Annotated in this window: 16 protein-coding genes; 10 read left to right on the top strand and 6 right to left on the bottom strand. The window is 66.6% G+C overall.

The features are described 5' to 3' along the window. The first annotated feature begins 211 nt into the window (after positions 1-211). The 3 genes from FFS13_RS09890 to FFS13_RS09900 all read left to right on the top strand — a co-directional run bounded on the left by FFS13_RS09890 (position 212) and on the right by FFS13_RS09900 (position 5,708). Positions 212-2,020 carry an ATP-binding protein gene (locus tag FFS13_RS09890; protein WP_137818935.1) on the top strand — a complete coding sequence of 603 codons (1,809 nt, stop codon included), beginning with the start codon at positions 212-214 and terminating at the stop codon, positions 2,018-2,020. Continuing rightward, a complete protein-coding gene (locus tag FFS13_RS09895) occupies positions 2,017-3,426 on the top strand; it encodes a sigma-54 dependent transcriptional regulator (RefSeq protein WP_137818936.1) in 1,410 nt (469 codons plus the stop codon). Before FFS13_RS09890 ends, FFS13_RS09895 begins: the two co-directional genes overlap by 4 nt. A gap of 374 nt (positions 3,427-3,800) precedes the next feature. Further along, positions 3,801-5,708, top strand: a complete 1,908-nt coding sequence (locus tag FFS13_RS09900; RefSeq protein WP_137818937.1) for a beta-ketoacyl synthase — start codon at positions 3,801-3,803, stop codon at positions 5,706-5,708. An 86-nt stretch (positions 5,709-5,794) separates the two neighbouring features. Here FFS13_RS09900 and cysQ read toward each other — a convergent pair whose 3' ends face one another. Beyond that, a complete protein-coding gene (gene cysQ, locus FFS13_RS09905; protein ID WP_137818938.1) occupies positions 5,795-6,631 on the bottom strand; it encodes a 3'(2'),5'-bisphosphate nucleotidase CysQ in 837 nt (278 codons plus the stop codon). Beyond that, a complete protein-coding gene (gene nudE, locus FFS13_RS09910; protein WP_137818939.1) occupies positions 6,628-7,206 on the bottom strand; it encodes an ADP compounds hydrolase NudE in 579 nt (192 codons plus the stop codon). The genes cysQ and nudE overlap by 4 nt, the downstream gene beginning before the upstream one ends. Before the next feature lie 146 nt (positions 7,207-7,352). Between nudE and yrfG the strand changes: the two genes are divergently transcribed. From yrfG to FFS13_RS09940, 6 genes are all read left to right on the top strand, one after another. Further along, on the top strand, positions 7,353-8,045 hold the full coding sequence (yrfG, locus tag FFS13_RS09915) for a GMP/IMP nucleotidase (RefSeq protein ID WP_137818940.1): 693 nt from the start codon (positions 7,353-7,355) through the stop codon (positions 8,043-8,045). Between the two features lie 35 nt (positions 8,046-8,080). Continuing rightward, complete coding sequence (locus FFS13_RS09920) at positions 8,081-8,977, top strand: LysR family transcriptional regulator (protein ID WP_137818941.1); 897 nt, start codon at positions 8,081-8,083, stop codon at positions 8,975-8,977. A gap of 131 nt (positions 8,978-9,108) precedes the next feature. Beyond that, positions 9,109-9,969, top strand: coding sequence for a formate dehydrogenase accessory sulfurtransferase FdhD (fdhD, locus tag FFS13_RS09925; protein ID WP_137818942.1), 861 nt, complete (start codon positions 9,109-9,111; stop codon positions 9,967-9,969). Next, positions 9,966-12,296, top strand: coding sequence for an FdhF/YdeP family oxidoreductase (locus FFS13_RS09930; protein WP_137818943.1), 2,331 nt, complete (start codon positions 9,966-9,968; stop codon positions 12,294-12,296). Before fdhD ends, FFS13_RS09930 begins: the two co-directional genes overlap by 4 nt. A gap of 275 nt (positions 12,297-12,571) precedes the next feature. Further along, complete coding sequence (locus tag FFS13_RS09935) at positions 12,572-13,063, top strand: hypothetical protein (protein ID WP_137818944.1); 492 nt, start codon at positions 12,572-12,574, stop codon at positions 13,061-13,063. A 19-nt stretch (positions 13,064-13,082) separates the two neighbouring features. Then, the gene (locus tag FFS13_RS09940; protein WP_137818945.1) at positions 13,083-13,502 is read left to right on the top strand and encodes a glycine zipper domain-containing protein; all 420 of its coding nucleotides are present in this window, start codon (positions 13,083-13,085) and stop codon (positions 13,500-13,502) included. Between the two features lie 131 nt (positions 13,503-13,633). Here the strand turns inward: FFS13_RS09940 and FFS13_RS09945 are convergent, their stop codons facing one another. From FFS13_RS09945 to FFS13_RS09960, 4 genes are read right to left on the bottom strand one after another with little or no spacing between them, the layout of a single operon-like run. After that, positions 13,634-13,876 (bottom strand): formate dehydrogenase subunit delta, encoded by a 243-nt coding sequence (locus FFS13_RS09945; protein WP_218568610.1) that lies wholly within the window; start codon positions 13,874-13,876, stop codon positions 13,634-13,636. Positions 13,877-13,910: 34 nt separating this feature from the next. Further along, on the bottom strand, positions 13,911-16,754 hold the full coding sequence (gene fdhF, locus FFS13_RS09950) for a formate dehydrogenase subunit alpha (protein ID WP_137818947.1): 2,844 nt from the start codon (positions 16,752-16,754) through the stop codon (positions 13,911-13,913). Between the two features lie 15 nt (positions 16,755-16,769). After that, on the bottom strand, positions 16,770-18,359 hold the full coding sequence (locus FFS13_RS09955) for an NADH-quinone oxidoreductase subunit NuoF (RefSeq protein WP_137818948.1): 1,590 nt from the start codon (positions 18,357-18,359) through the stop codon (positions 16,770-16,772). Next, a complete protein-coding gene (locus FFS13_RS09960; RefSeq protein WP_137818949.1) occupies positions 18,356-18,856 on the bottom strand; it encodes a formate dehydrogenase subunit gamma in 501 nt (166 codons plus the stop codon). The genes FFS13_RS09955 and FFS13_RS09960 overlap by 4 nt, the downstream gene beginning before the upstream one ends. A gap of 197 nt (positions 18,857-19,053) precedes the next feature. Between FFS13_RS09960 and FFS13_RS09965 the strand changes: the two genes are divergently transcribed. Then, complete coding sequence (locus FFS13_RS09965) at positions 19,054-20,142, top strand: substrate-binding domain-containing protein (protein WP_137818950.1); 1,089 nt, start codon at positions 19,054-19,056, stop codon at positions 20,140-20,142. Positions 20,143-20,281: the final 139 nt, after the last annotated feature.

The following is a 20,281-nucleotide window of genomic DNA, read 5'->3' on the forward strand; positions in this document are numbered from 1 at the left end:
TACTCCCGCGGTACAGTTTCGGTACAGCCCCGAGCCGCTTGACCAAGGAACGCAGTATCGCGACTACCGTAAAAACACCTTTCGGCACTGGGTAAACGGTCCTCCACAAGACGCGCTGGGCGTTCAAGCGGCCGCGCTGCTCGACTGCTTACACCACCCCCGCTAAACACCGAACGTGCATAATGCACCTGACCCACAGGCGCCTTGCACTATGACCCGATCCGCTCCCCATCGCCCGCGCTGGCGCAGCTTGCTGCTGCTGGCCCTGCTGCTGACGCCCTTGCTCTGGCCAGTGCAACAACTGGCCGAGCGCTACTACAGCAGCGAACTGCTCGAGCAAAACCGCCAGACCCTCGACCTCTACGTCGCCAACCTGCTCGGCACCCTGCACCGCTTCGAGGTGCTGCCGCAGATTCTCGGCGACCTGCCCGCCCTGCGCGGCATGCTGCTCCAGCCGCAAGAGCCCGCCGCGCTGAACGGCGCCAACCGTTTGCTGAAACGGATGCGCGAGCAGACCGGCGCCGACGTGATCTACCTGATGGACCCCAGCGGCAAGACCCTGGCCGCGTCCAACTGGGATCAGGGCGACTCCTTCGTCGGCCGCAACTTCGCCTTCCGCCCGTATTTCCGCGAGGCCATAGCCGGACGGCTGGGGCGCTTCTTCGGTCTCGGCACCACCTCCGGCAAGCGCGGCTACTTCTTCGCCGCCGCGGTGCAGGACGGCGAGCAGACCCTCGGCGTGCTGGTGGTCAAGGTCGACCTGGACGATATCGAAACGCTGTGGGGCAACACCCCCGAGCAGTTGCTGGTGACCGACGGCAACGGCGTGGTGATCCTCACCTCGCGCCCGGACTGGCGTTTTCGCGCTAGCCGCCCGCTGGATGCGGCCGAGCGCGCGGCCATCGCCATTAACCAGCCCTATCCGAGCCAGGCACCGAGCCCGTTGGCTCTCGACGAGACCGCCTGGATCACCCAGAGCCGCGCGTTGCCAGAGACCGGCTGGACCGTCAGCATCCTCGCACCCAGCGCGCAGGTCGCCCGCCCGGTGCGGACCGCCGTGGCCATAGGCGCGGCCACCCTGCTGGTGCTGATCCTGCTGCTCGGCCTGTTGCTGCAGCGCCGTCGGCATTACCTCGAGCGCATCGCCCTGGACGCCCGCGCCCGCCGCGAACTGGAAATCCGCGTGCTGGAGCGCACCCGCGATCTCGAGGCGCTGAACAGCCGCCTGAAGGATGAAGTGCTGGAGCGCGAGCACGCCCAGCAGGAACTGCTGCAGGCCCAGGACGAACTGGTACAGGCCGGCAAGCTGTCCGCCCTCGGCACCATGTCGGCGAGCATCAGCCACGAACTGAATCAGCCACTGGCGGCCATCCGCAGTTATGCGGAAAACGCCGGGGTTCTGCTCGACCACCAGCGCACCGACGAGGTGCGCGGCAACCTCAAACTGATCGGCGAACTGACCGCGCGCATGGCCTCGATCATCGCCCACCTGCGCGCCTTCGCCCGCCGCGATCGGCATGCCCCGGAAAGCGTGGCCCTGCAGCCGGCCCTGGATGACGCCCTGGCACTGCTGGCCAAGCGCCGGCGGGCGATGGAGGTGGAACTGATCCGCGACCTGCCGGATGCCACGCTCTGGGTCCAGGCCGGCGAAACGCGGCTGCGCCAGGTGCTCGGCAATCTGCTGGCAAACGCCCTCGACGCACTGAGCGAAAAGGCCCCGCCACGGCGCATCTGGCTGAGCGCCGCACAGACCGCCGATGGTATCCAACTGACCCTGCGCGACAACGGCCCGGGCTTCTCCGTCGAAGCCTTGAGCCGTGCCCGCGAACCGTTCTTCACCACCAAGACCAGCGCCCAAGGCCTCGGCCTCGGCCTGGCGATTTGCGATACCCTGATGCGCGCCCTCGGCGGTGAGCTGCTGCTGGCCAACCACCCTGAAGGCGGCGCGCTGCTGACCCTACGCTTACGCGCCGCCGCGCCGGGCGTCAACCTCCAGCCCTCCGAGGATCACTCTGCATGAGTACGGACAACGCCATCGACAGCCGCACCCAGGTCCTGCTGATCGACGACGACCCGCACCTGCGCCAGGCGCTCGGCCAAACCCTCGACCTGGCCGGGCTCAAGGTGCTCACCCTGGCCGATGCGCAGGGTCTGGCCAAACGCATCGAGCGCGACTGGCCGGGAGTGGTGGTCAGCGATATCCGCATGCCGGGGCTCGATGGCCTGCAACTGCTCGAGCAATTGCATGAGCAAGATGCCGAGCTGCCGGTGCTGCTGATCACCGGCCACGGCGACGTGCCGCTGGCCGTGCAGGCGATGCGCAGCGGGGCTTACGACTTCTTGGAAAAGCCCTTTCCCAGCGACGATCTGCTCGACAGCGTGCGCCGCGCCCTGGCGCTACGCCGTCTGGTGCTGGACAACCGCAGCCTGCGCTTGGCCCTGGCTGACCGCCAGGCCTTGAGTGTCCGGCTGCTCGGCCAATCGCCGGCGATCCTACGTTTACGTGCGCAGATTGGCGCACTCGCGGCGATCAACACCGACGTGCTGATCCTCGGCGAAACCGGCAGCGGCAAGGAAGTGGTCGCCCGTGCGCTGCACGACCTGTCCAGCCGCCGCAGCGGCCCCTTCGTCGCCATCAACGCTGGCGCGCTGGCCGAATCGGTGGTGGAAAGCGAACTGTTCGGCCACGAACCCGGCGCCTTCACCGGCGCGCAAAAGCGCCGCATCGGTAAGTTCGAATTCGCCAATGGCGGCACCCTGTTCCTCGACGAAATCGAGAGCATGAGCCTGGAGGTGCAGGTCAAGCTGTTACGCCTGTTGCAGGAGCGGGTGGTCGAGCGCCTCGGCGGCAATCAGCTGATTCCTTTGGATATCCGCGTGATCGCCGCGAGCAAGGAGGATCTGCGCCAGGCGGCCGATCAAGGGCGCTTCCGCGCGGACCTCTACTACCGGCTGAACGTCGCCCCGCTGCGTATTCCAGCGCTGCGCGAGCGCGCCGAGGATGCCTTGCTGCTGTTCCAGCACTTCGCCGACGCCGCCAGCGCCCGCCACGGCTTGCCGGCCCACCGGCTGCAACCCGGGCAACGCGCCCTGCTGTTGCGGCATACCTGGCCGGGCAATGTGCGTGAATTGCAGAACGTCGCCGAACGCTTCGCGCTAGGTCTCGATCTGGGTCTCGATTCGGACCTGGAGCCGGCGCCGAACGGCAACCGGCCCAATCTGCCGGCCATAAGCGGCGGCTTGAGCGAACAGGTCGAGGCCTTCGAGCGCGCCTTGATTGCCGCCGAACTGGCGCGCCCGCACGGCTCGCTACGCAGCCTGGCCGAAGCCCTGGGCGTTCCGCGCAAGACCCTGCACGACAAACTGCGCAAGCACGGCCTGAACTTCACCGACGCTGGCGGCCCTGCCACAGAAGAGCTGGATTGAATGAGCGGATAAGGCGAGCGCAGTGTCCGTAGGCTGGGCATCGCCTTGGGCTCAGCAGCAACCTAACTCGCTACTTCCGCACCTCTCGACATGCTCCTGCTGAGCGTTCTGCGGATATCAGAACCTCTCCCATACCCGCCCGGCAAGCAGAGCCCCTATCCGCCGTAAGGTCTTGACGCAGCGCGACCTTGGCCGCGACAGTGACTCACAAGTCACTAATCTCGTCAGCATAGTCATCTCGATCATTCGAACAGACCCCCTAACGCCGCAAACGGGTCCGACGCTCTTCAGGTTAACCAGCCGACTATCGACAAGCGTCCACAGCCTCATCTGAGCTTGTTATAGATTTTCTATTTGAAGGAGTTTTCTGAGTTATGTCTCGCTTACCCGTGATTGTTGGTTTCGGTGGTTATAACGCCGCGGGCCGCAGCTCCTTTCACCATGGCTTCCGCCGCACCGTGATCGAATCCATGGATCTCCAGGCCCGCCAGGAAACCTTGGCCGGGTTGGCGGTGATGATGAAGCTGGTGGAAGTCGTGGATGGCGACTACCTCTCGCTCGAGGGTGCGCCGCTGACCCTGGCGGAGATCGAGGCGCAGCTTGCCGAGCAGATCCTCGCCTCGACCCTGGTGCGGCGCATTGAAAAGCAGCACCTCGACGTGGATGCCGCCCATTGGCAGAAATCCATCACGGTCTACGGTACGGCCGGCAACCAGCTGAGCTTCACCACCCCGCGCAAGCAACTGCCCGAACCGATTCCGGCCAATTGGTCGGTTGAGCCGATTGACGCACTCGATGTTCGCGTGACCCTGCACGACAGCTGTGACTTCAAGGTCGATAGCTATCGCGCCTTGCCGGTGAAGTCGGCCGGGCAGTTACCGACCGGGTTCGAGCCGGGCGAGCTGTATAACTCTCGCTTTCATCCGCGCGGGCTGCAAATGACCATTGTCGGCGTGACCGACGCCCTGCGCTCCACCGGCCTGGCCTGGAAAACCATTGTCGATCGGGTCGAGCCGGATGAAATCGCCGTGTTCGCCGGCAGCATCATGAGCCAGCTCGATGAAAACGGCTTCGGCGGCCTGATGCAATCGCGCCTCAAAGGCGGCCGGGTCACCGCCAAGCAGCTGGCACTGGGCCTGAACAGCATGCCCGCCGACTTCATCAACGCCTATGTGCTGGGCAGTGTCGGCACCACCGGCAGCATCACCGGCGCTTGCGCGACCTTCCTCTATAACCTGCAAAAAGCGGTCGATCTGATTGGCTCGGGACGCACGCGGGTGGCCATAGTCGGCAACAGCGAGGCGCCGATCAACCAGGAGTGTATCGATGGCTATGGCGCCATGGGCGCCCTGGCCACCGAAGACGGCCTGCGCCACATCGAAGGCCGCGACGACGTCGACTTCCGCCGTGCCAGCCGGCCGTTCGGCGAGAACTGCGGCTTTACCCTGGCCGAATCCAGCCAGTTCGTGGTGCTGATGGACGATGCCCTGGCGCTCGAACTCGGCGCCGACATTCATGGCGCCGTGCCGGATGTGTTCATCAACGCCGACGGCTTCAAGAAGTCCATTTCCGCCCCCGGCCCGGGCAATTACCTGACCGTCGCCAAAGCCGTCGCCAGTGCCGTGCAGTTGGTCGGGCTGGAAGCAGTGCAGCAGCGCAGCTTCGTTCATGCGCACGGCTCCAGTACCCCGGCTAACCGGGTGACCGAGTCGGAACTGCTGGACCGCATCGCCGGCACGTTCGGCATTGAGCACTGGCCGGTGACTGCGGTGAAGGCCTTTGTCGGCCACTCGCTGGCCACCGCCAGTGGCGACCAGTTGATCTCCGCTCTGGGCTCGTTCAAGTACGGCATCATTCCCGGTATCAAGACCATCGATGCGGTGGCCCAAGACGTGCACCAGCAGCACCTGCAGATTGCCACCGAGGATCGGCGGGTCGGAGAAAGCCACCTGGATGTGTGCGTGATCAACTCCAAAGGCTTTGGCGGCAACAATGCCAGCGGCGTAGTGCTAGCGCCGCACGTGGTCAACAAGATGCTGCGCAAGCGTTATGGCCAGGCGGCCTTCACGGCCTACTGCGAGCGGCGCGAGCAGACCCGCGCGGCGGCGCAGCGCTATGACCAGCAGGCGCTGAAGGGGCAGCTCGATATCATTTACAACTTTGGCCAGGATCAGATCGACGATAAGGCCATCGAGATAACGCCAGAAAGTATTACCGTGCCCGGCTTTGCCCAGCCGCTGATCTTCAAGAAAGATCGGCGCTATCTGGATATGCTCGACTGAAGCGCAGCACCTCCGTGTAGGAGCGGGCCATGCCCGCGAAGCTTGGGCGTTGCCCGCTCCTACGGGATGCGTGAAGCGTTGAGCGGCTAATCCAGGGCGCGGGCCAGCTGCAGCAATTCGGCGCGCCATTCGGCAGCCGCCGGCAGGGCCAGGAAGGACGGATTGAGGAAGGACTCCCGCGCCTCGTAGGTCAAGGGCATGCCCTTGAGATCCAGCACCTCGCCGCCGGCGCCTTCGAGCACGCCTTGCGCCGCCGCGGTATCCCACTGCGAGGTGGGCGCCAGGCGCGGATAGCAATCCGCCGCGCCTTCGGCGAGCAGGCAGAACTTCAACGAACTGCCGACACTGGCCAGTTGCACATCACCGAAGCGCTCGCTCAAGCCGGCCAGTAACCGCTCCTGCGCCGGGCTGGAATGCCGGCGGCTGGCAACCAGGGTGAAGGCCTCGCTCGGCGCAGTCCGCACCGCGACCGCGGCGACCTCGCCGTCCGCCTCCGCGCGCCAAGCCCCCAGGCCGGCACCGCCGTAATAGTAGCGACCGGTGGTGGGCATGCCGACCACGCCAAACAGCACACGACCGTGCTCGATCAGCGCCACATTGACGGTGAACTCCTCGCTGCCGCCGATAAATTCCTTGGTGCCATCCAGCGGATCGACCAGCCACCAACGCGTCCACTGCCCGCGCTCGCTCAGGGGAATATCCGCCGCCTCCTCGGACAACACCGGAATGCTCGGCTCGAGCGCCGTCAGCCCAGCGACCAGCACGTGATGGGCGGCCAGATCGGCGGCGGTGACCGGCGAGGCATCGGCCTTGGCCGTGACCGCCACGCCCGAACGCCAATGCGGCAGGATGGCCTCACCCGCCCGCCGGGCCAGCTCGATGACGGGCGCTAGATAGGGGTGGCCGAGGTGTGCGGCGCTCATGCTTGCTCTCCCGGCATGAAGTCCCCGCGCTGGGTCAACAGATCCCGCGCCAGGTACAGCGCGGCCAACGCCCGGCCTTCGCTGAATTGCGGGTGCTGCACCAGGCTGGAGATTTCCCGCAGGTTGACCCGCTCCACGCCCAGCGGTTCCGGCTCATCGCCCGGCAGGCTTTCCGGGTACAGATCGCGGGCCAGCACCACCTGAATTTTCTGACTCATATAACCCGGCGATAGCGACAGCTCGGTCAGCAGCTCCAACCGCCGCGCGCCAAACCCTGCCTCTTCCTTGAGCTCACGGTTGGCGGCGGCCAGGACGTCCTCGCCCGGCTCGATCAGGCCCTTGGGCAGGGACAGCTGGTAATCGTCGGTGCCGGCGCAGTATTCCTCCACCAGCAACACATGCTCGGCATCCACCAGCGCCACTATCATCACCGCTCCATAGCCCGCCCCCTTGCCCACCAACCGCTCGTAGGTGCGCTCGACGCCATTGGCGAAGCGCAACTGCAGCTCTTCGACGCGAAACAGGCGACTACTGGCGACTATCTCGCGGGCGAGTACGGTGGGTTTCTGACGCATGGGACGGCTCCTTGGCGTGACCTGGCGGGTTATCATACCGCGACCGTTGCGCTTATCGCCGTGACAGATTTCGCCTAGGCGACCGTTGCCGGCTCAATCGCGCCACTCGCAAGCAATCCGCCATCAGAACCGCACAAGAAGCCACCATGCCGCAACTGCCTTGGGCCGACATCGACACCGTCCTCCTCGATATGGACGGCACCTTGCTCGATCTGCACTTCGACAATCACTTCTGGCTGGAACACTTGCCGCAGCGTTATGCCGAGCACCACGGCATCCCCCGCAGCCAGGCCGACGCCGAGCTGCTGCCGCTGTTTCGCGAGCACGCCGGGCAATTGAATTGGTATTGCACGGACTTCTGGAGCCGCGAGCTGAGGCTGTCGATTCGCGAGCTTAAGCGCGAGGTCGCCGACTTGATTGCCCTGCGCCCGGATGCCGACACCTGCCTCGCCGCCCTGCGCAGCGCCGGCAAGCGCGTGGCGCTGATCACCAACGCCCACCGCGACTCGCTGTCGTTGAAGCTGGAAAGGATCGAGTTGGCGCCCTACTTCGACCGCCTGATCAGCTCCCACGACTATGGTTTCCCCAAGGAAGACCAGCAGTTCTGGTTCGCCCTGCAACAGGACTTCGGCTTCGAGCCGGCGCGCAGTTTGTTTATCGACGACAGCCTGCCGATCCTGCGCAGCGCCAGGCAGTTCGGCGTGGCGCACCTGCTCGCGGTGCGCGAACCGGACAGCCAGAAAGGCCCGAAGGACACCGAGGAGTTCGCCGCGCTCGAAGATTATCGCCGGCTTATCCAGGGGCTGGCTAACTCACCACCTAGACCCTTAGCCGGATAAATAGCCATGCCGACTGCCTGCGCCGCGGAGCGATGATGGACATCAAACAGCTGAAATTCCTGATCGCCCTGGACGAGACCCGCCACTTCGGCCAAGCCGCGACGCGCTGCCACGTGACCCAACCGACCCTGTCGATGCGCCTGCGCAGCCTGGAAGACGAACTCGAACTGCCGCTGGTCAAGCGCGCTCAACGCTTCGAGGGTTTCACCGCGCCGGGCGAGCGCGTGTTGGCCTGGGCGCGCAGCGTGCTCGCCGCCTACGACGGCCTGCTGGCCGAAGCCGCCGCCTGCCGCGGCAGCTTGATCGGCACCTTGCGCCTGGGCGTGGTGCCGATGTCCAGCTTCGATCCGGTGCCGCTGCTGCAACGCCTGCATCAACGGCACCCGAGTCTGCGCTTCGCGCTGTCGGCCCTCAGCTCCGAACAGATTCTCGAACAACTGGCGAGTAACCGCCTGGACCTTGGCGTGTCTTACCTCGACCGCCTGAACACCGAACACTTCGACAGCCTGCCCTTGGCCGAAACCCGCATGGGCCTGCTGTATGACCAACGTCATTTCAGCTTCGGCGCGGCAGCGCTGAGTTGGGAAGCCTTGATCGAGCTGCCACTGGGTCTGCTGTCCGGCGGCATGCACTTTCGCCAGTCGATCGACCACGGTTTCCGCAGTCGTGGCCTGACCCCGATTCCGCTGCTGGAAACCGATGTCATCCACCAGTTGTTGCAAGCCGTGCATGGCGGCCTGTGCTGCGCGATCATGCCGCTGACCGGTGGCCTCGATGCGCTGACCGAGCACCTGTGTCTGCAACCGATCGAGGATGCCCGCACCCTGGCGCCGCTGGGGCTGATCATGCGCCGCGCCGCGCCGCGCTCGGCACTGGCCGAAGCCTGCTTCGTCGAGGCCAAGAGCCTATTGCTCGATAACCATCGCCTGTAGGCGCGCGCTCTGCTCACGCCTAACAAAGCCGCCATCATCGAGCGCATCTATCAAAGCATCAGCACTAGCGATTAGACGCGGCCTGGCAAGCGGCCTAGTCTGGTTAAATAACCACCAGCCGGTGAATCCCGATGAATGCCCCGCGCCCACCCAATGCGCCGGCAGCCAGTGCCGTCACGCCGCTTTCAACAGCCCTGACCTCGCCCCTCGCCGCCGCCAGCCAGACCTATAGCTATTGCGACCTCGAGCAAGCCCAGCCGGCCTGCGCCGAACTGGCCGAGGAGGTCGCGCTGGCCATCGCCTACAACGGCATCAGCCAGGCGGTGATGCTGGTTTCGCCCGCCGATCTGGAAGATTTCGTGGTCGGTTTCAGCCTCGGTAGCGGCATAGTCGAATCCATCGACGAAATTTATGACGTACACCTGAGTGGCACCGGCGCCGCGCGCCAAGCGCAGCTGCAGATCAGCAGTCGCGCCTTCTGGAACCTCAAGCAACAGCGCCGGCAACTGGCGGGCAGCAGCGGCTGCGGCCTGTGCGGTGTGGAAGCCGTGGAACAGGCCCTACCCGCCCTCAAGGTACTCCCCGGCGCGCCGCTGCCGCCGCTCGCTTGGCTGCATGGCCTGCGCCAACGCATCGGCAACTACCAGCCACTCGGCCAGCACTGCGGTGCCGTGCACGCCGCGCTGTTTATGGATAGCCACGGCGAACTGCGTCTGGGCCGCGAAGACATCGGCCGGCATAACGCCCTGGACAAACTGATCGGCGCCATCCAGCGCCAGCAACTACCGGTCGCCGGCGGCCTGGCCATAGTCACCAGCCGCTGCAGCCTGGAACTGATCCAGAAAGTCCTGCGCGCCGGCATTCAAACCCTGGTCAGCCTCTCCGCCCCCACCGGCCTCGCCGTGCAGTGGGCACGGCGCCACAACCTCAACTTGATCCACCTGCCGCAGCAGAGTGCGCCGCGGGTTTACAGCCCGGAGTTAGCCCAGTGAGCCACCACGCCGACCGCAACCCGACCCAACGCTACAGACCCTACAAGGGCGCGGCCGGCGGCTGGGGCGCGCTACGCAGCGTGACGCACTCCTGGCTGCAGAGTGACAACGCGCTGAAGAACATCCGCACCCTGCTCAAGACCAACCAGCACGGCGGCTTCGACTGCCCCGGCTGCGCCTGGGGCGAGTCGGCGGAAAGCGGCCTGGTCAAGTTCTGCGAGAACGGCGCCAAGGCGGTCAACTGGGAAGCCACCAAGCGCCGGGTGGATGCCGCCTTCTTCGCCAAACACAGCGTCAGCACATTGCGCGAGCAGAGCGATTACTGGCTGGAATACCAAGGCCGGCTGACCGAGCCGCTGTGCTACGACCCGGACAGCGACCACTATCGGCCGATCAGCTGGGACGCCGCCTTCGCCCTGATCGCCAAGCACCTGCACAACCTGGAAAGCCCGAACCAGGCCGAGTTCTACACCTCCGGACGCGCCAGCAACGAAGCCGCCTACCTCTATCAGCTGTTCGTCCGCGCTTACGGCACCAACAACTTCCCCGACTGCTCGAACATGTGCCACGAGGCCAGCGGCGTGGCGCTCGGTCAGAGTGTCGGGGTCGTCACCGGCAGCGTGACCTTCGAAGACTTCGAACACGCCGATGCGATTTTCGTGCTCGGCCAGAACCCCGGCACCAACCACCCGCGCATGCTCGAACCGCTGCGTGAAGCGGTCAAACGTGGCGCCCAGGTGGTCTGTATCAACCCGTTGAAAGAGCGTGGCCTGGAGCGTTTCCAGCACCCGCAGCAGCCGCTGGAAATGCTCAGCAACGGCGCTAAGCCGACCAGCACCGCCTACTTCCGCCCGGCCCTGGGTGGTGACATGGCGGTGCTGCGCGGCATGGCCAAGTTCCTCCTGAAATGGGAGCGCGAGGCCCTGGCCAAGGGGCACTCGAAGGTCTTCGACCACGCCTTTATCGAGCAGCACACCGCCGAGGTCGAGGCCTATCTGGCCGTGGTGGACGCCACGACCTGGGAGCAGCTAGTCGAGCAATCCGGCCTGGCAAAAACCCAGATCGAACGGCTCGCCCACCTCTACCGCAACGCCGAACGGGTGATCATGTGCTGGGCCATGGGCATCACCCAGCATCGCCATTCGGTGGCGACCATCCAGGAAATCGCCAACCTGATGCTGCTGCGCGGCAACCTCGGCAAGCCCGGCGCCGGCCTCTGCCCGGTGCGTGGCCACAGCAATGTGCAAGGCGACCGGACCATGGGCATCAACGACCGGCCACCGGCCTTCTTTCTCGATGCGCTGGAGCGCCGGTTCAAATTCCCGGCGCCGCGCGCCGACGGGCACAACACCGTGGAAGCCATCCACGCCATGCTCGAAGGCCGCGCCAAGGTGTTTATCGGCCTCGGTGGCAACTTCGCCCAGGCCACGCCCGACACCAACCGCACCGCGCAAGCCCTGCAAAATTGCGAGCTGACCGTGCAGATCAGCACCAAGCTCAACCGCAGCCACCTGACCCAGGGCAAGCAGGCGCTGATCCTGCCGTGCCTCGGCCGCACCGACATCGACCAGCAAGCCAAGGGCCCACAAGCCGTGACCGTGGAAGACTCCTTCAGCATGGTGCATGCCTCCCATGGCCAACTGCAGCCGCTAAGCCAACAGATGCGCTCGGAGCCGGCCATAGTCGCCGGCATCGCCGCCGCCACCCTGGGCAAGAAACCGGTGGACTGGCTCTGGCTGATCGAAGACTACGACCGCATCCGCGAGCTGATTTCCGAGACCATTCCCGGCTTCAACGGCTTCAACCAGCGGGTCCGCGAACCCGGCGGCTTCTACCTCGGCAACGCGGCGGCGCAACGACGCTGGAACACCCCGTCCGGGCGGGCCCACTTCAAAGCCAACCGCCTGCCGGCCGACCTGGTCCACGAGGGCATCCGCGCCCGTGGCGAAGTGCCGGATCTGATCCTGCAAACCCTGCGCTCCCACGATCAGTACAACACCACCATCTACGGCCTCGACGACCGTTACCGCGGGGTCAAAGGCCAACGCAAGGTGCTGTTCGTCAACGAAGCCGACATCCTCCGCCTGGGCTACAAGCCGGGGCAGAAGGTCGACGTGCTGTCGTTATGGGGCGACGGGCGCGAGCGCCGGGTCAGCGGCTTCACCCTGCTGGCCTTCGACATCCCGGCCGGCCAGGCCGCGGCCTACTACCCGGAGACCAACCCCTTGGTGCCGCTGGAAAGCGTGGGGGATGGCAGCTTCACGCCGACCTCGAAGTTCATCGCCATCCGCTTCGAGGCGGCGCGCGATAACGGACGGATTGTCTAAAAACCGCTGCCGTAACTCACGGCCTACAAATATGCGATAGGTAAACGAAGCAACCGCTCGGGCTAGTTAGCAAGCGGCCTCGCGACACAGGGGTAAGCACGCGAAAAACTCGTCCTACAAGGCGCCTAAGACCGCCCCAAAACCTGCAAGTTCTCCCCGTAAAACAAATATTTACGAAGCGTGAAAGAACCCGTGCTACTCGTCGGCAAGCGCTTGTCAGAGGGGTTGCGGCAGGACAGGATCGCGCCGTCATCCCTACATAGGTTCGTCTGGACATGAAGTACTCCTCGATGCTCTTGCTGTCCCTTAGCCTGGTCGGCGGTGCAGCCCTCGCCGGCGGTAATACCGAAGCCGGCGTGGGTGGCGCGCTGGGCGGGGTGTTGGGTTCGGTGGTTGGCCAACAGGTTGGCGGCAGCACCGGCGCGGCCATCGGTGCCGGTGTCGGCGGCGCGGCCGGCGGTGCGGTCGGCGCACGCCGCGGCAACAAGACCGAGGCGGCCATCGGCGGTGGCCTCGGCGCGGCCGGCGGCAACGTCATCGGCAACAAGATGGGCGGCACCACCGGCGGCCTGATCGGCGCAGCCCTCGGCGGCGGCGCCGGTGGTGCACTCGGCAACAACTACGGCGACGCCAACCGCGACTACGATGACGACGACCGTCGCCGCTATCGCCGCGGCTACGATGACGACGATTGGCATGACAATGGCTACCATCGCGGCCACGGCAAGAAGCGCCATAAGCACCGCAGACACCACGACGACGACTGATTAGCCTGAGATCTCCAACATGCGTAAACCCCTAATACTGCTCGCCTTCAGCCTGATCGCGGCCCAGCCGGCGCTGGCCGGCGACAATACCAAAGCGGCGATCGGCAGCGGTCTCGGCGGCGTGCTCGGCAATGTGGTCGGCCAGCAGCTCGGCGGCAGCACCGGAGCCGCCGTCGGCGCAGGTCTCGGCGGTGCCGCCGGCGGCGCGATCAGCGCCAAAAACGGCAACAAAACCGAAGCCGCGCTCGGCGGTGGCCTCGGTGCTGCCGGCGGCTCGATAGTCGGCGGCAAGCTGGGCGGCAGCACCGGCTCCACCATCGGCGCCGGCCTGGGCGGTGCCGCCGGCGGCGCCCTCGGCAACAACATCGCGGATGACAATAATGGTCATAGCTACAGCTATGGCCACGGCAAGAAGCATAAGAAGCACAAACACGACTGAGTGTTAGCTCGCTGAACCAGAAAGCCCGCGGTCTGCTGCGGCACGAGGTCTTCCTGGCCGACGGGCTGCTGGCTGATCCTATCCTCGCCAGCGTCTGACCCAGGTGACGCCCCCGCCCAAGAGCGTTGGCCTCAGGCGCGCTGGGTGGCCGGCCTGACCAACTCGCGGTGGGCCTGCAGCGCGTCGCGGACGATAGCGCTCAGCTCTTCCCCGCCCCCGGCATCGAGGTACCCATAGAGTTCCTCGCGCATCTGCGGGTCCCAGAAACGCTTGAGGTGCTGGGCGAGGTCTTCCCGCGCCTGCAGCGGATCCGGCTGGGAGGCGAAGAAGGCGCCGATCTGGTTGGCCATCTTGATCAGTTGCGCGATGTTCATGGCGATCTACGGACCCCTGTGAGGTTGAGGGCGTTCACAGCTGCACCACCTTGATCGGCGGCAGCAGGTCGAGCTGCTCGCTGGTGAAGGCCTGGAACTCCTGTTGCCAGTCGGACGGGACCTCGACCTTGCGCACCTGCACGGCGGTGACCTTGTACTCGGGGCAGTTGGTCGCCCAGTCGGAGTTGTCGGTGGTGATCACGTTGGCACCGGATTCCGGGTGGTGGAAGGTGGTGTAGACCACCCCCGGCTGGACCCGCTCGGTGATAGTCGCACGCAGCACCGTCTCGCCGGCGCGGCTGTTGATGCCGACCCAGTCGCCGTCGGCGATGCCGCGCTGCTCGGCGTCGAACGGATGCAGCTCCAGGCGGTCCTCCTTGTGCCAGGCCTCGTTGGCGGTACGCCGGGTCTGCGCGCCGACGTTGTACTGCGAGAGGATGCGGCCGGTGGTGAGGATCAGCGGACGCTTGCGCGAGGTGCGCTCCTCGCTGGCGATGTACTCGGTGACCATGAAGCGGCCCTTACCGCGCACGAAGCTGTTGCGGTGCATGATCGGCGTGCCTTCCGGGGCCTCGTCGTTGCACGGCCACTGGATGCTGCCCAGACGCTCGAGCTTGGCGTAGCTGACGCCGCTGAAGGTCGGGGTGAGGCGGGCGATCTCGTCCATGATCTCGGACGGATGCGAGTAGTTCATCGGGTAGCCGAGGGCATTGGACAGCGCCATGGTCACCTCCCAGTCCTCCTTGCCGGCCAGCGCCGGCATCACCTTGCGCACCGGCGAGATGCGCCGCTCGGCATTGGTGAAGGTGCCGTTCTTCTCCAGGAAGGAGGCGCCGGGCAGGAACACATGGGCGAACTTGGCGGTTTCGTTGAGGAACAGGTCCTGCACCACCACGCATTCCATGGCCTGGAGCGCGTCGGTGACGTGCTGGGTGTCCGGGTCGGACTGCGCCGGGTCCTCGCCTTGGATGTACATGCCCTTGAAGGTGCCGGCATGCGCCGCGGCGAACATGTTGGGAATGCGCAGGCCGGGTTCGGCCAGCAGCTTGACCCCCCAGGCCTCCTCGAACAGCAGCCGGCTCACCGGGTCCGAGACGTGCCGATAGCCCGGCAGCTCGTGGGGGAAGGAGCCCATGTCGCAGGAGCCCTGCACGTTGTTCTGCCCGCGCAGGGGGTTCACCCCGACGCCCGGGCGGCCGATGTTGCCGGTGGCCATGGCCAGGTTGGCGATCGCCATCACCGACGAGGAGCCCTGGCTGTGCTCGGTCACGCCGAGGCCGTAGTAGATCGCGGCGTTGCCGCCGCTGGCGTACAGCCGCGCCGCGCCGCGCACTTCCTGGGCCGGCACGCCGGTAGCGGCCTCCAGTGCCTCGGGGCTCTGCCGCGGGTCGGCGACGAAGCTGCGCCAGTGCTCGAAGGCCTCAGCCTCGCAGCGCTCGGCGACGAAGGCCGCGTTGACCAGGCCCTCGGTGACTATGACATGGGCCAGGCTGTTGAGCAGCGCGACGTTGGTGCCGGGGCGCAGCTGCAGATGATGCTGGGCCTTGATGTGCGGCGAACGCACCAGGTCGATGCCCCGCGGGTCGACGACTATCAGCTTGGCGCCCTCGCGCAGGCGGCGCTTGAGCTGCGAGCCGAACACCGGGTGGCCGTCGGTGGGGTTGGCACCTATGACCAGCACCACGTCGGCGGCCAGCACCGAGTCGAAGTCCTGGGTCCCGGCCGACTCGCCGAGGGTGACCTTGAGGCCATAGCCGGTGGGCGAATGGCAGACCCGCGCGCAGGTATCGACGTTGTTGTTGCCGAAGGCCGCGCGCACCAGCTTCTGCACCAGGTAGGCCTCTTCGTTGGTGCAGCGCGAGGAGGTCAGGCCGCCCACCGAGTCGCGGCCGTACTGCGCCTGGATCTGGCGGAAACGCTCGGCGGCGTAGCCGATCGCCTCGTCCCAGCCGACGGTGCGCCAGGGTTCGTGGATGCTGTCGCGGATCATCGGCGCGGCGATGCGGTCCGGGTGAGTGGCGTAGCCCCAGGCGAAACGGCCCTTGACGCAGGAATGGCCGTGGTTGGCGTGGCCGTCCTTGTTCGGCACCATGCGCACCACTTCGTTGCCCTTGACCTCGGCCTTGAACGAGCAGCCGACCCCGCAGTAGGCGCAGGTGGTGACCACGCTGCGCTCGGCCTGGCCGAGCTCGATCACCGTTTTTTCCATCAGGGTGGCGGTCGGACAGGCCTGCACGCAGGCGCCACAGGAGACGCATTCGGAGTCGAGGAAGTCCTCGTTCTGCCCGGCGGCGACCCGCGAATCGAAACCGCGGCCGTCGATGGTCAGGGCGAAGGTGCCCTGCACCTCCTCGCAGGCACGCACGCAGCGGTTGCAGACGATGCACTTGGAGGGGTCGTAGCTGAAGTAGGGGTTGGACTCGTCCTTGCTGTCGGCCAGGTGAGTCTGCACCGGGTCGTAGCGCACCTCGCGCAGGCCGACCACGCCGGCCATGTCCTGCAGCTCGCAGTTGCCGTTGGCCGAACAGGTCAGGCAGTCCAGCGGGTGGTCGGAGATGTACAGCTCCATGGTGCCGCGGCGCAGTTCGGCGAGCTTCGGGCTCTGGGTGTGCACCTTCATCCCGGCTTCTACCGGGGTGGTGCAGGACGCCGGGAAACCCCGCCGCCCCTCGATTTCCACCACGCACAGGCGGCAGGAACCGAAGGGTTCCAGGCTGTCGCTGGCGCAGAGTTTCGGCACCGCGATGCCGGCTTCCTGGGCGGCGCGCATCAGCGAGGTGCCGGCGGGCACGGTGATCTGCAGTCCGTCGATTTCCACGCTTACCGGGGCACCGGTGCGGGCGGGGGTTCCGTAGTCGAGGTCGCGCGACAAGGCCATGATTGCGTCTCCGGATCAGCGAGCCACGGTGGTGTCGGCCGACACCCCGAAGTCTTCGGGAAAATGGTTGAGGGCACTCAGCACCGGGTACGGCGTCATCCCGCCGAGGGCGCAGAGCGAGCCGCCGAGCATGGTGTCGCAGAGGCTCTTGAGCAGCTCGATACGGCCCGGCTGCGGACCTTCGGAGCGCGCCACTATGATCTGTTCGAGCAGCTCCTCGCCGCGGGTCGAGCCGATCCGGCAGGGCGTGCACTTGCCGCAGGACTCGATGGCGCAAAACTCCATGGCGTAACGCGCCATCTGGGCCATGTCGACCCCGTCGTCGAACACCACTATGCCGCCGTGGCCGAGCACCGCGCCGAGGGCGGCGAAGGCCTCGTAGTCCAGCGGCGTGTCGAACTGCGACTCCGGCAGATAGGCGCCCAGCGGGCCGCCAACCTGCACCGCGCGGATCGGCCGGCCGCTGGCGGAACCGCCGCCGTAATCGTAGAGCAGCTCGCGCAGGGTGATGCCGAAGGCCTTCTCGATCAGGCCGCCGCGGGCGATGTTGCCGGTCAGCTGGATCGGCAGGGTGCCGAGCGAGCGGCCCATGCCGAAGTCGCGGTAATGGGCGCCGCCCTTATCCAGGATGATCGGCACCGAGGCCAGCGAGATCACGTTGTTGATCACCGTCGGCTGGCCGAACAGACCCTCGATCGCCGGCAGCGGCGGCTTCGGCCGTACCGTGCCGCGGCGGCCCTCGAGGCTCTCCAGCAGCGCGGTTTCCTCGCCGCAGATATAGGCGCCGGCGCCGCGGCGCAGGTGCAGGTGGAAGGCGCGGCCGCTGCCGAGCACGTCGTCGCCCAGGTAGCCCTCGGCATAGGCCGTGGCGATGCACTGCTTGAGCGCCGCCTCGGCATGCGGATATTCCGAGCGCAGGTAGATATAGCCCTGGGTCGCACCGACGGCCAGACCGGCGATGGTCATGCCCTCGATCAGCACGAAGGGGTCGTCCTCCATCACCATGCGGTCGGAGAAGGTTCCGGAGTCGCCCTCGTCGGCGTTGCAGACGATGTACTTCTGCGCCGCCTCGCACTGGGCCACGGTGCGCCATTTGATCCCGGTGGGGAAGGCCGCGCCGCCACGGCCGCGCAGGCCGGAGTCGAGCACCTCGGCGACTATCGCCGCGGGCTCCATGCTCAGCGCGCGCCTGAGCCCGCGGTAACCGGCATGTTCGAGATAGTCGGCCAGCGACAGCGGATCGGTGATGCCGGCGCGGGCGAAGGTCAGGCGCTCCTGACGCTTGAGGTAGTCGATCTCCTCGGTCAGGCCGAGGCCCAGCGGGTGGGCGCCGCCCTGCAGGAAGCCGGCGTCGAACAGCCCGGGCACGTCCTTGGCCTTGACCGGGCCATAGGCGATGCGCCCGGCCGGGCTGGCGACTTCCACCAGCGGCTCGAGCCAGAACAGCCCGCGCGAGCCGTTGCGCACCAGGCGCAGCTCGAGATTGCGCGCCTTGGCCTCGGCCACGATGGCGCGGGCCACCGCATCGGCGCCGAGGGACAGGGCGCTGGCGTCGCGCGGCACGTAGACGGTCAGCGTACCCTGGGCGTTCTTCAGCTCGCTCATGGGCGCGCCTCCTGTTCTTGTTCTTGCAGCAGGGCCAACAGCCCCTGGGCATCGACCCGGCCGTGCAGCTCGCCGTTGAGCATGGCATTCGGCGCGCAGGCACAGTTGCCCAGGCAGTAAACCGCCTCCAGGGTCAGGCTGCCGTCCGCGCGGGTCTCGCCCAGGGCCAGGCCCAGTTCTTGTTGCAGTTGTTCGCTCAGCGCCTTCGCCCCCATCGACTGGCAGGCCTCGGCCTGGCACAGACGCAGGTGCTGGCGGCCGGGCGGGCTGGCGCGGAAATCATGGTAGAAGCTCACCACGCCATGCACCTCGGCGCGCGACAGGCAGAGGTCCTCGGCGATCAGCGGCAACACCTCCGGCGGCACGGCGCCGAGGCGATCCTGGATGTCATGGAGGATGGGCAGCAGGGCACCCGGTTCGTCCCGGTGCGCCGCCAACACCTCACGGGTGACGGCCTGGCACTGCTCGGGGTCGAAGCGCTGGGGGAGATTGACCATGTTCGATGCTCCAGCCGGCGGGCGCCGTCGGTGTGGGAGATAACCTGATCCGCTCACGGCGGGCGGACCGATTGTCTCTGGCGCCACTCTGTGGAGGCGCCACATATGAAATGAAGTTCTTATTCTCAGGTTGAGAATCTCCTGATGGCGCAAGCTATCATGGCAACCTCCCCGATCAAATATGAAGCCAAGCACATATGCTCAGAATCGAAATCCAGCCGCGCTGGCGCTTTCACCAGGCCGACGGCAGCAGCCTCGACCCCCAGGGGCTGGCGCTGCTGCAGGCGGTGCACGAGACCGGCAAGCTCACCGAGGCGGCCGCCCGCACCGGCTACTCCTATCGGCATGCCTGGAACCTGCTGGCCAAGTGGGAAGCCTTCTTCGGCAGCCCGCTGATCACCCTGGCGCGCGGCAAGGGCGCCCGCCTGGCGCCGCTCGGGGAAAAGCTGCTGTGGGCCGACCAGCGGATTCGCGCGCGCCTCTCGCCGCAACTGGACAACCTCGCCGGCGAACTGGAAGTCGAGCTGAACCGGGCCCTGCAGGAAACCCGCCCCGGCTTGCGCATCCATGCCAGCCATGGCTTCGCCGTGGCGGCGCTGCGCGAGTGGCTGGAACAGGACACCCGCTGGCAATGGGAGGTGCAGTTCCGCGGCGGCATCGAGGCGGTGGTTGCCCTGCATCGCCAGGACTGCGAGGTGGCCGGCCTGCACGTGCCGGCGGGGCCGCTGGGCAGCCTGAGCATGAGCCGCATCCAGCCCTGGTTGCGCCCGGACCAGCGGGTGATCACCTTCGTCGTGCGCACCCAGGGGCTGATGCTGGCGCCCGGCAACCCGCGCGGCATCGGCGGGCTCGCCGACCTGCTGCGTAGCGATCTGCGCTTCGTCAACCGTGAGAGCGGTTCCGGCACGCGGATGCTGCTGGAGAGCCTGCTGCGGCGCGACAACCTGGACAGCGCGGCGATCGCCGGCTTCCACAACGAGGAGTACACCCACGCCGCGGTGGCGGCCTATGTCGCCAGCGGCATGGCCGACGCCGGCTTCGGCGTCGAGGCGGCGGCCCGGCAGTTCGGCCTGACCTTCATCCCCATGGCCCGCGAACACTACTGCCTGCTCTGCCGCGCGGACAGCCTCCAGCTACCGGCCATGGGCGCCCTGCTCAAGGTGCTGCAGAATCCCGAGTTCCAGGCCCGCATCGCCCGCCTGCCGGGCTATGCCCTGAGCCGCCCCGGCGAGGTGCTGCCGCTGGCGCAGGCGCTGGATCAGTGGCGCAAGGAGAGCCTGCTCTAGGGTGTGTTGACGAAAGCGAGCATGCCGCGGCGGCCAGGGGATGGCCGCGCACCCGCCGCGGGACCGGCTAACAGGCCGTTGAAAAATGTAGGCGAGGCAGCCGAGACAAGGCAAAAGCGGCCGAAAAAGCGCAGTTTAC

This window comes from Pseudomonas sp. 2FG, from assembly GCF_005502935.1.
Classification (GTDB): Bacteria; Pseudomonadota; Gammaproteobacteria; order Pseudomonadales; family Pseudomonadaceae; genus Aquipseudomonas.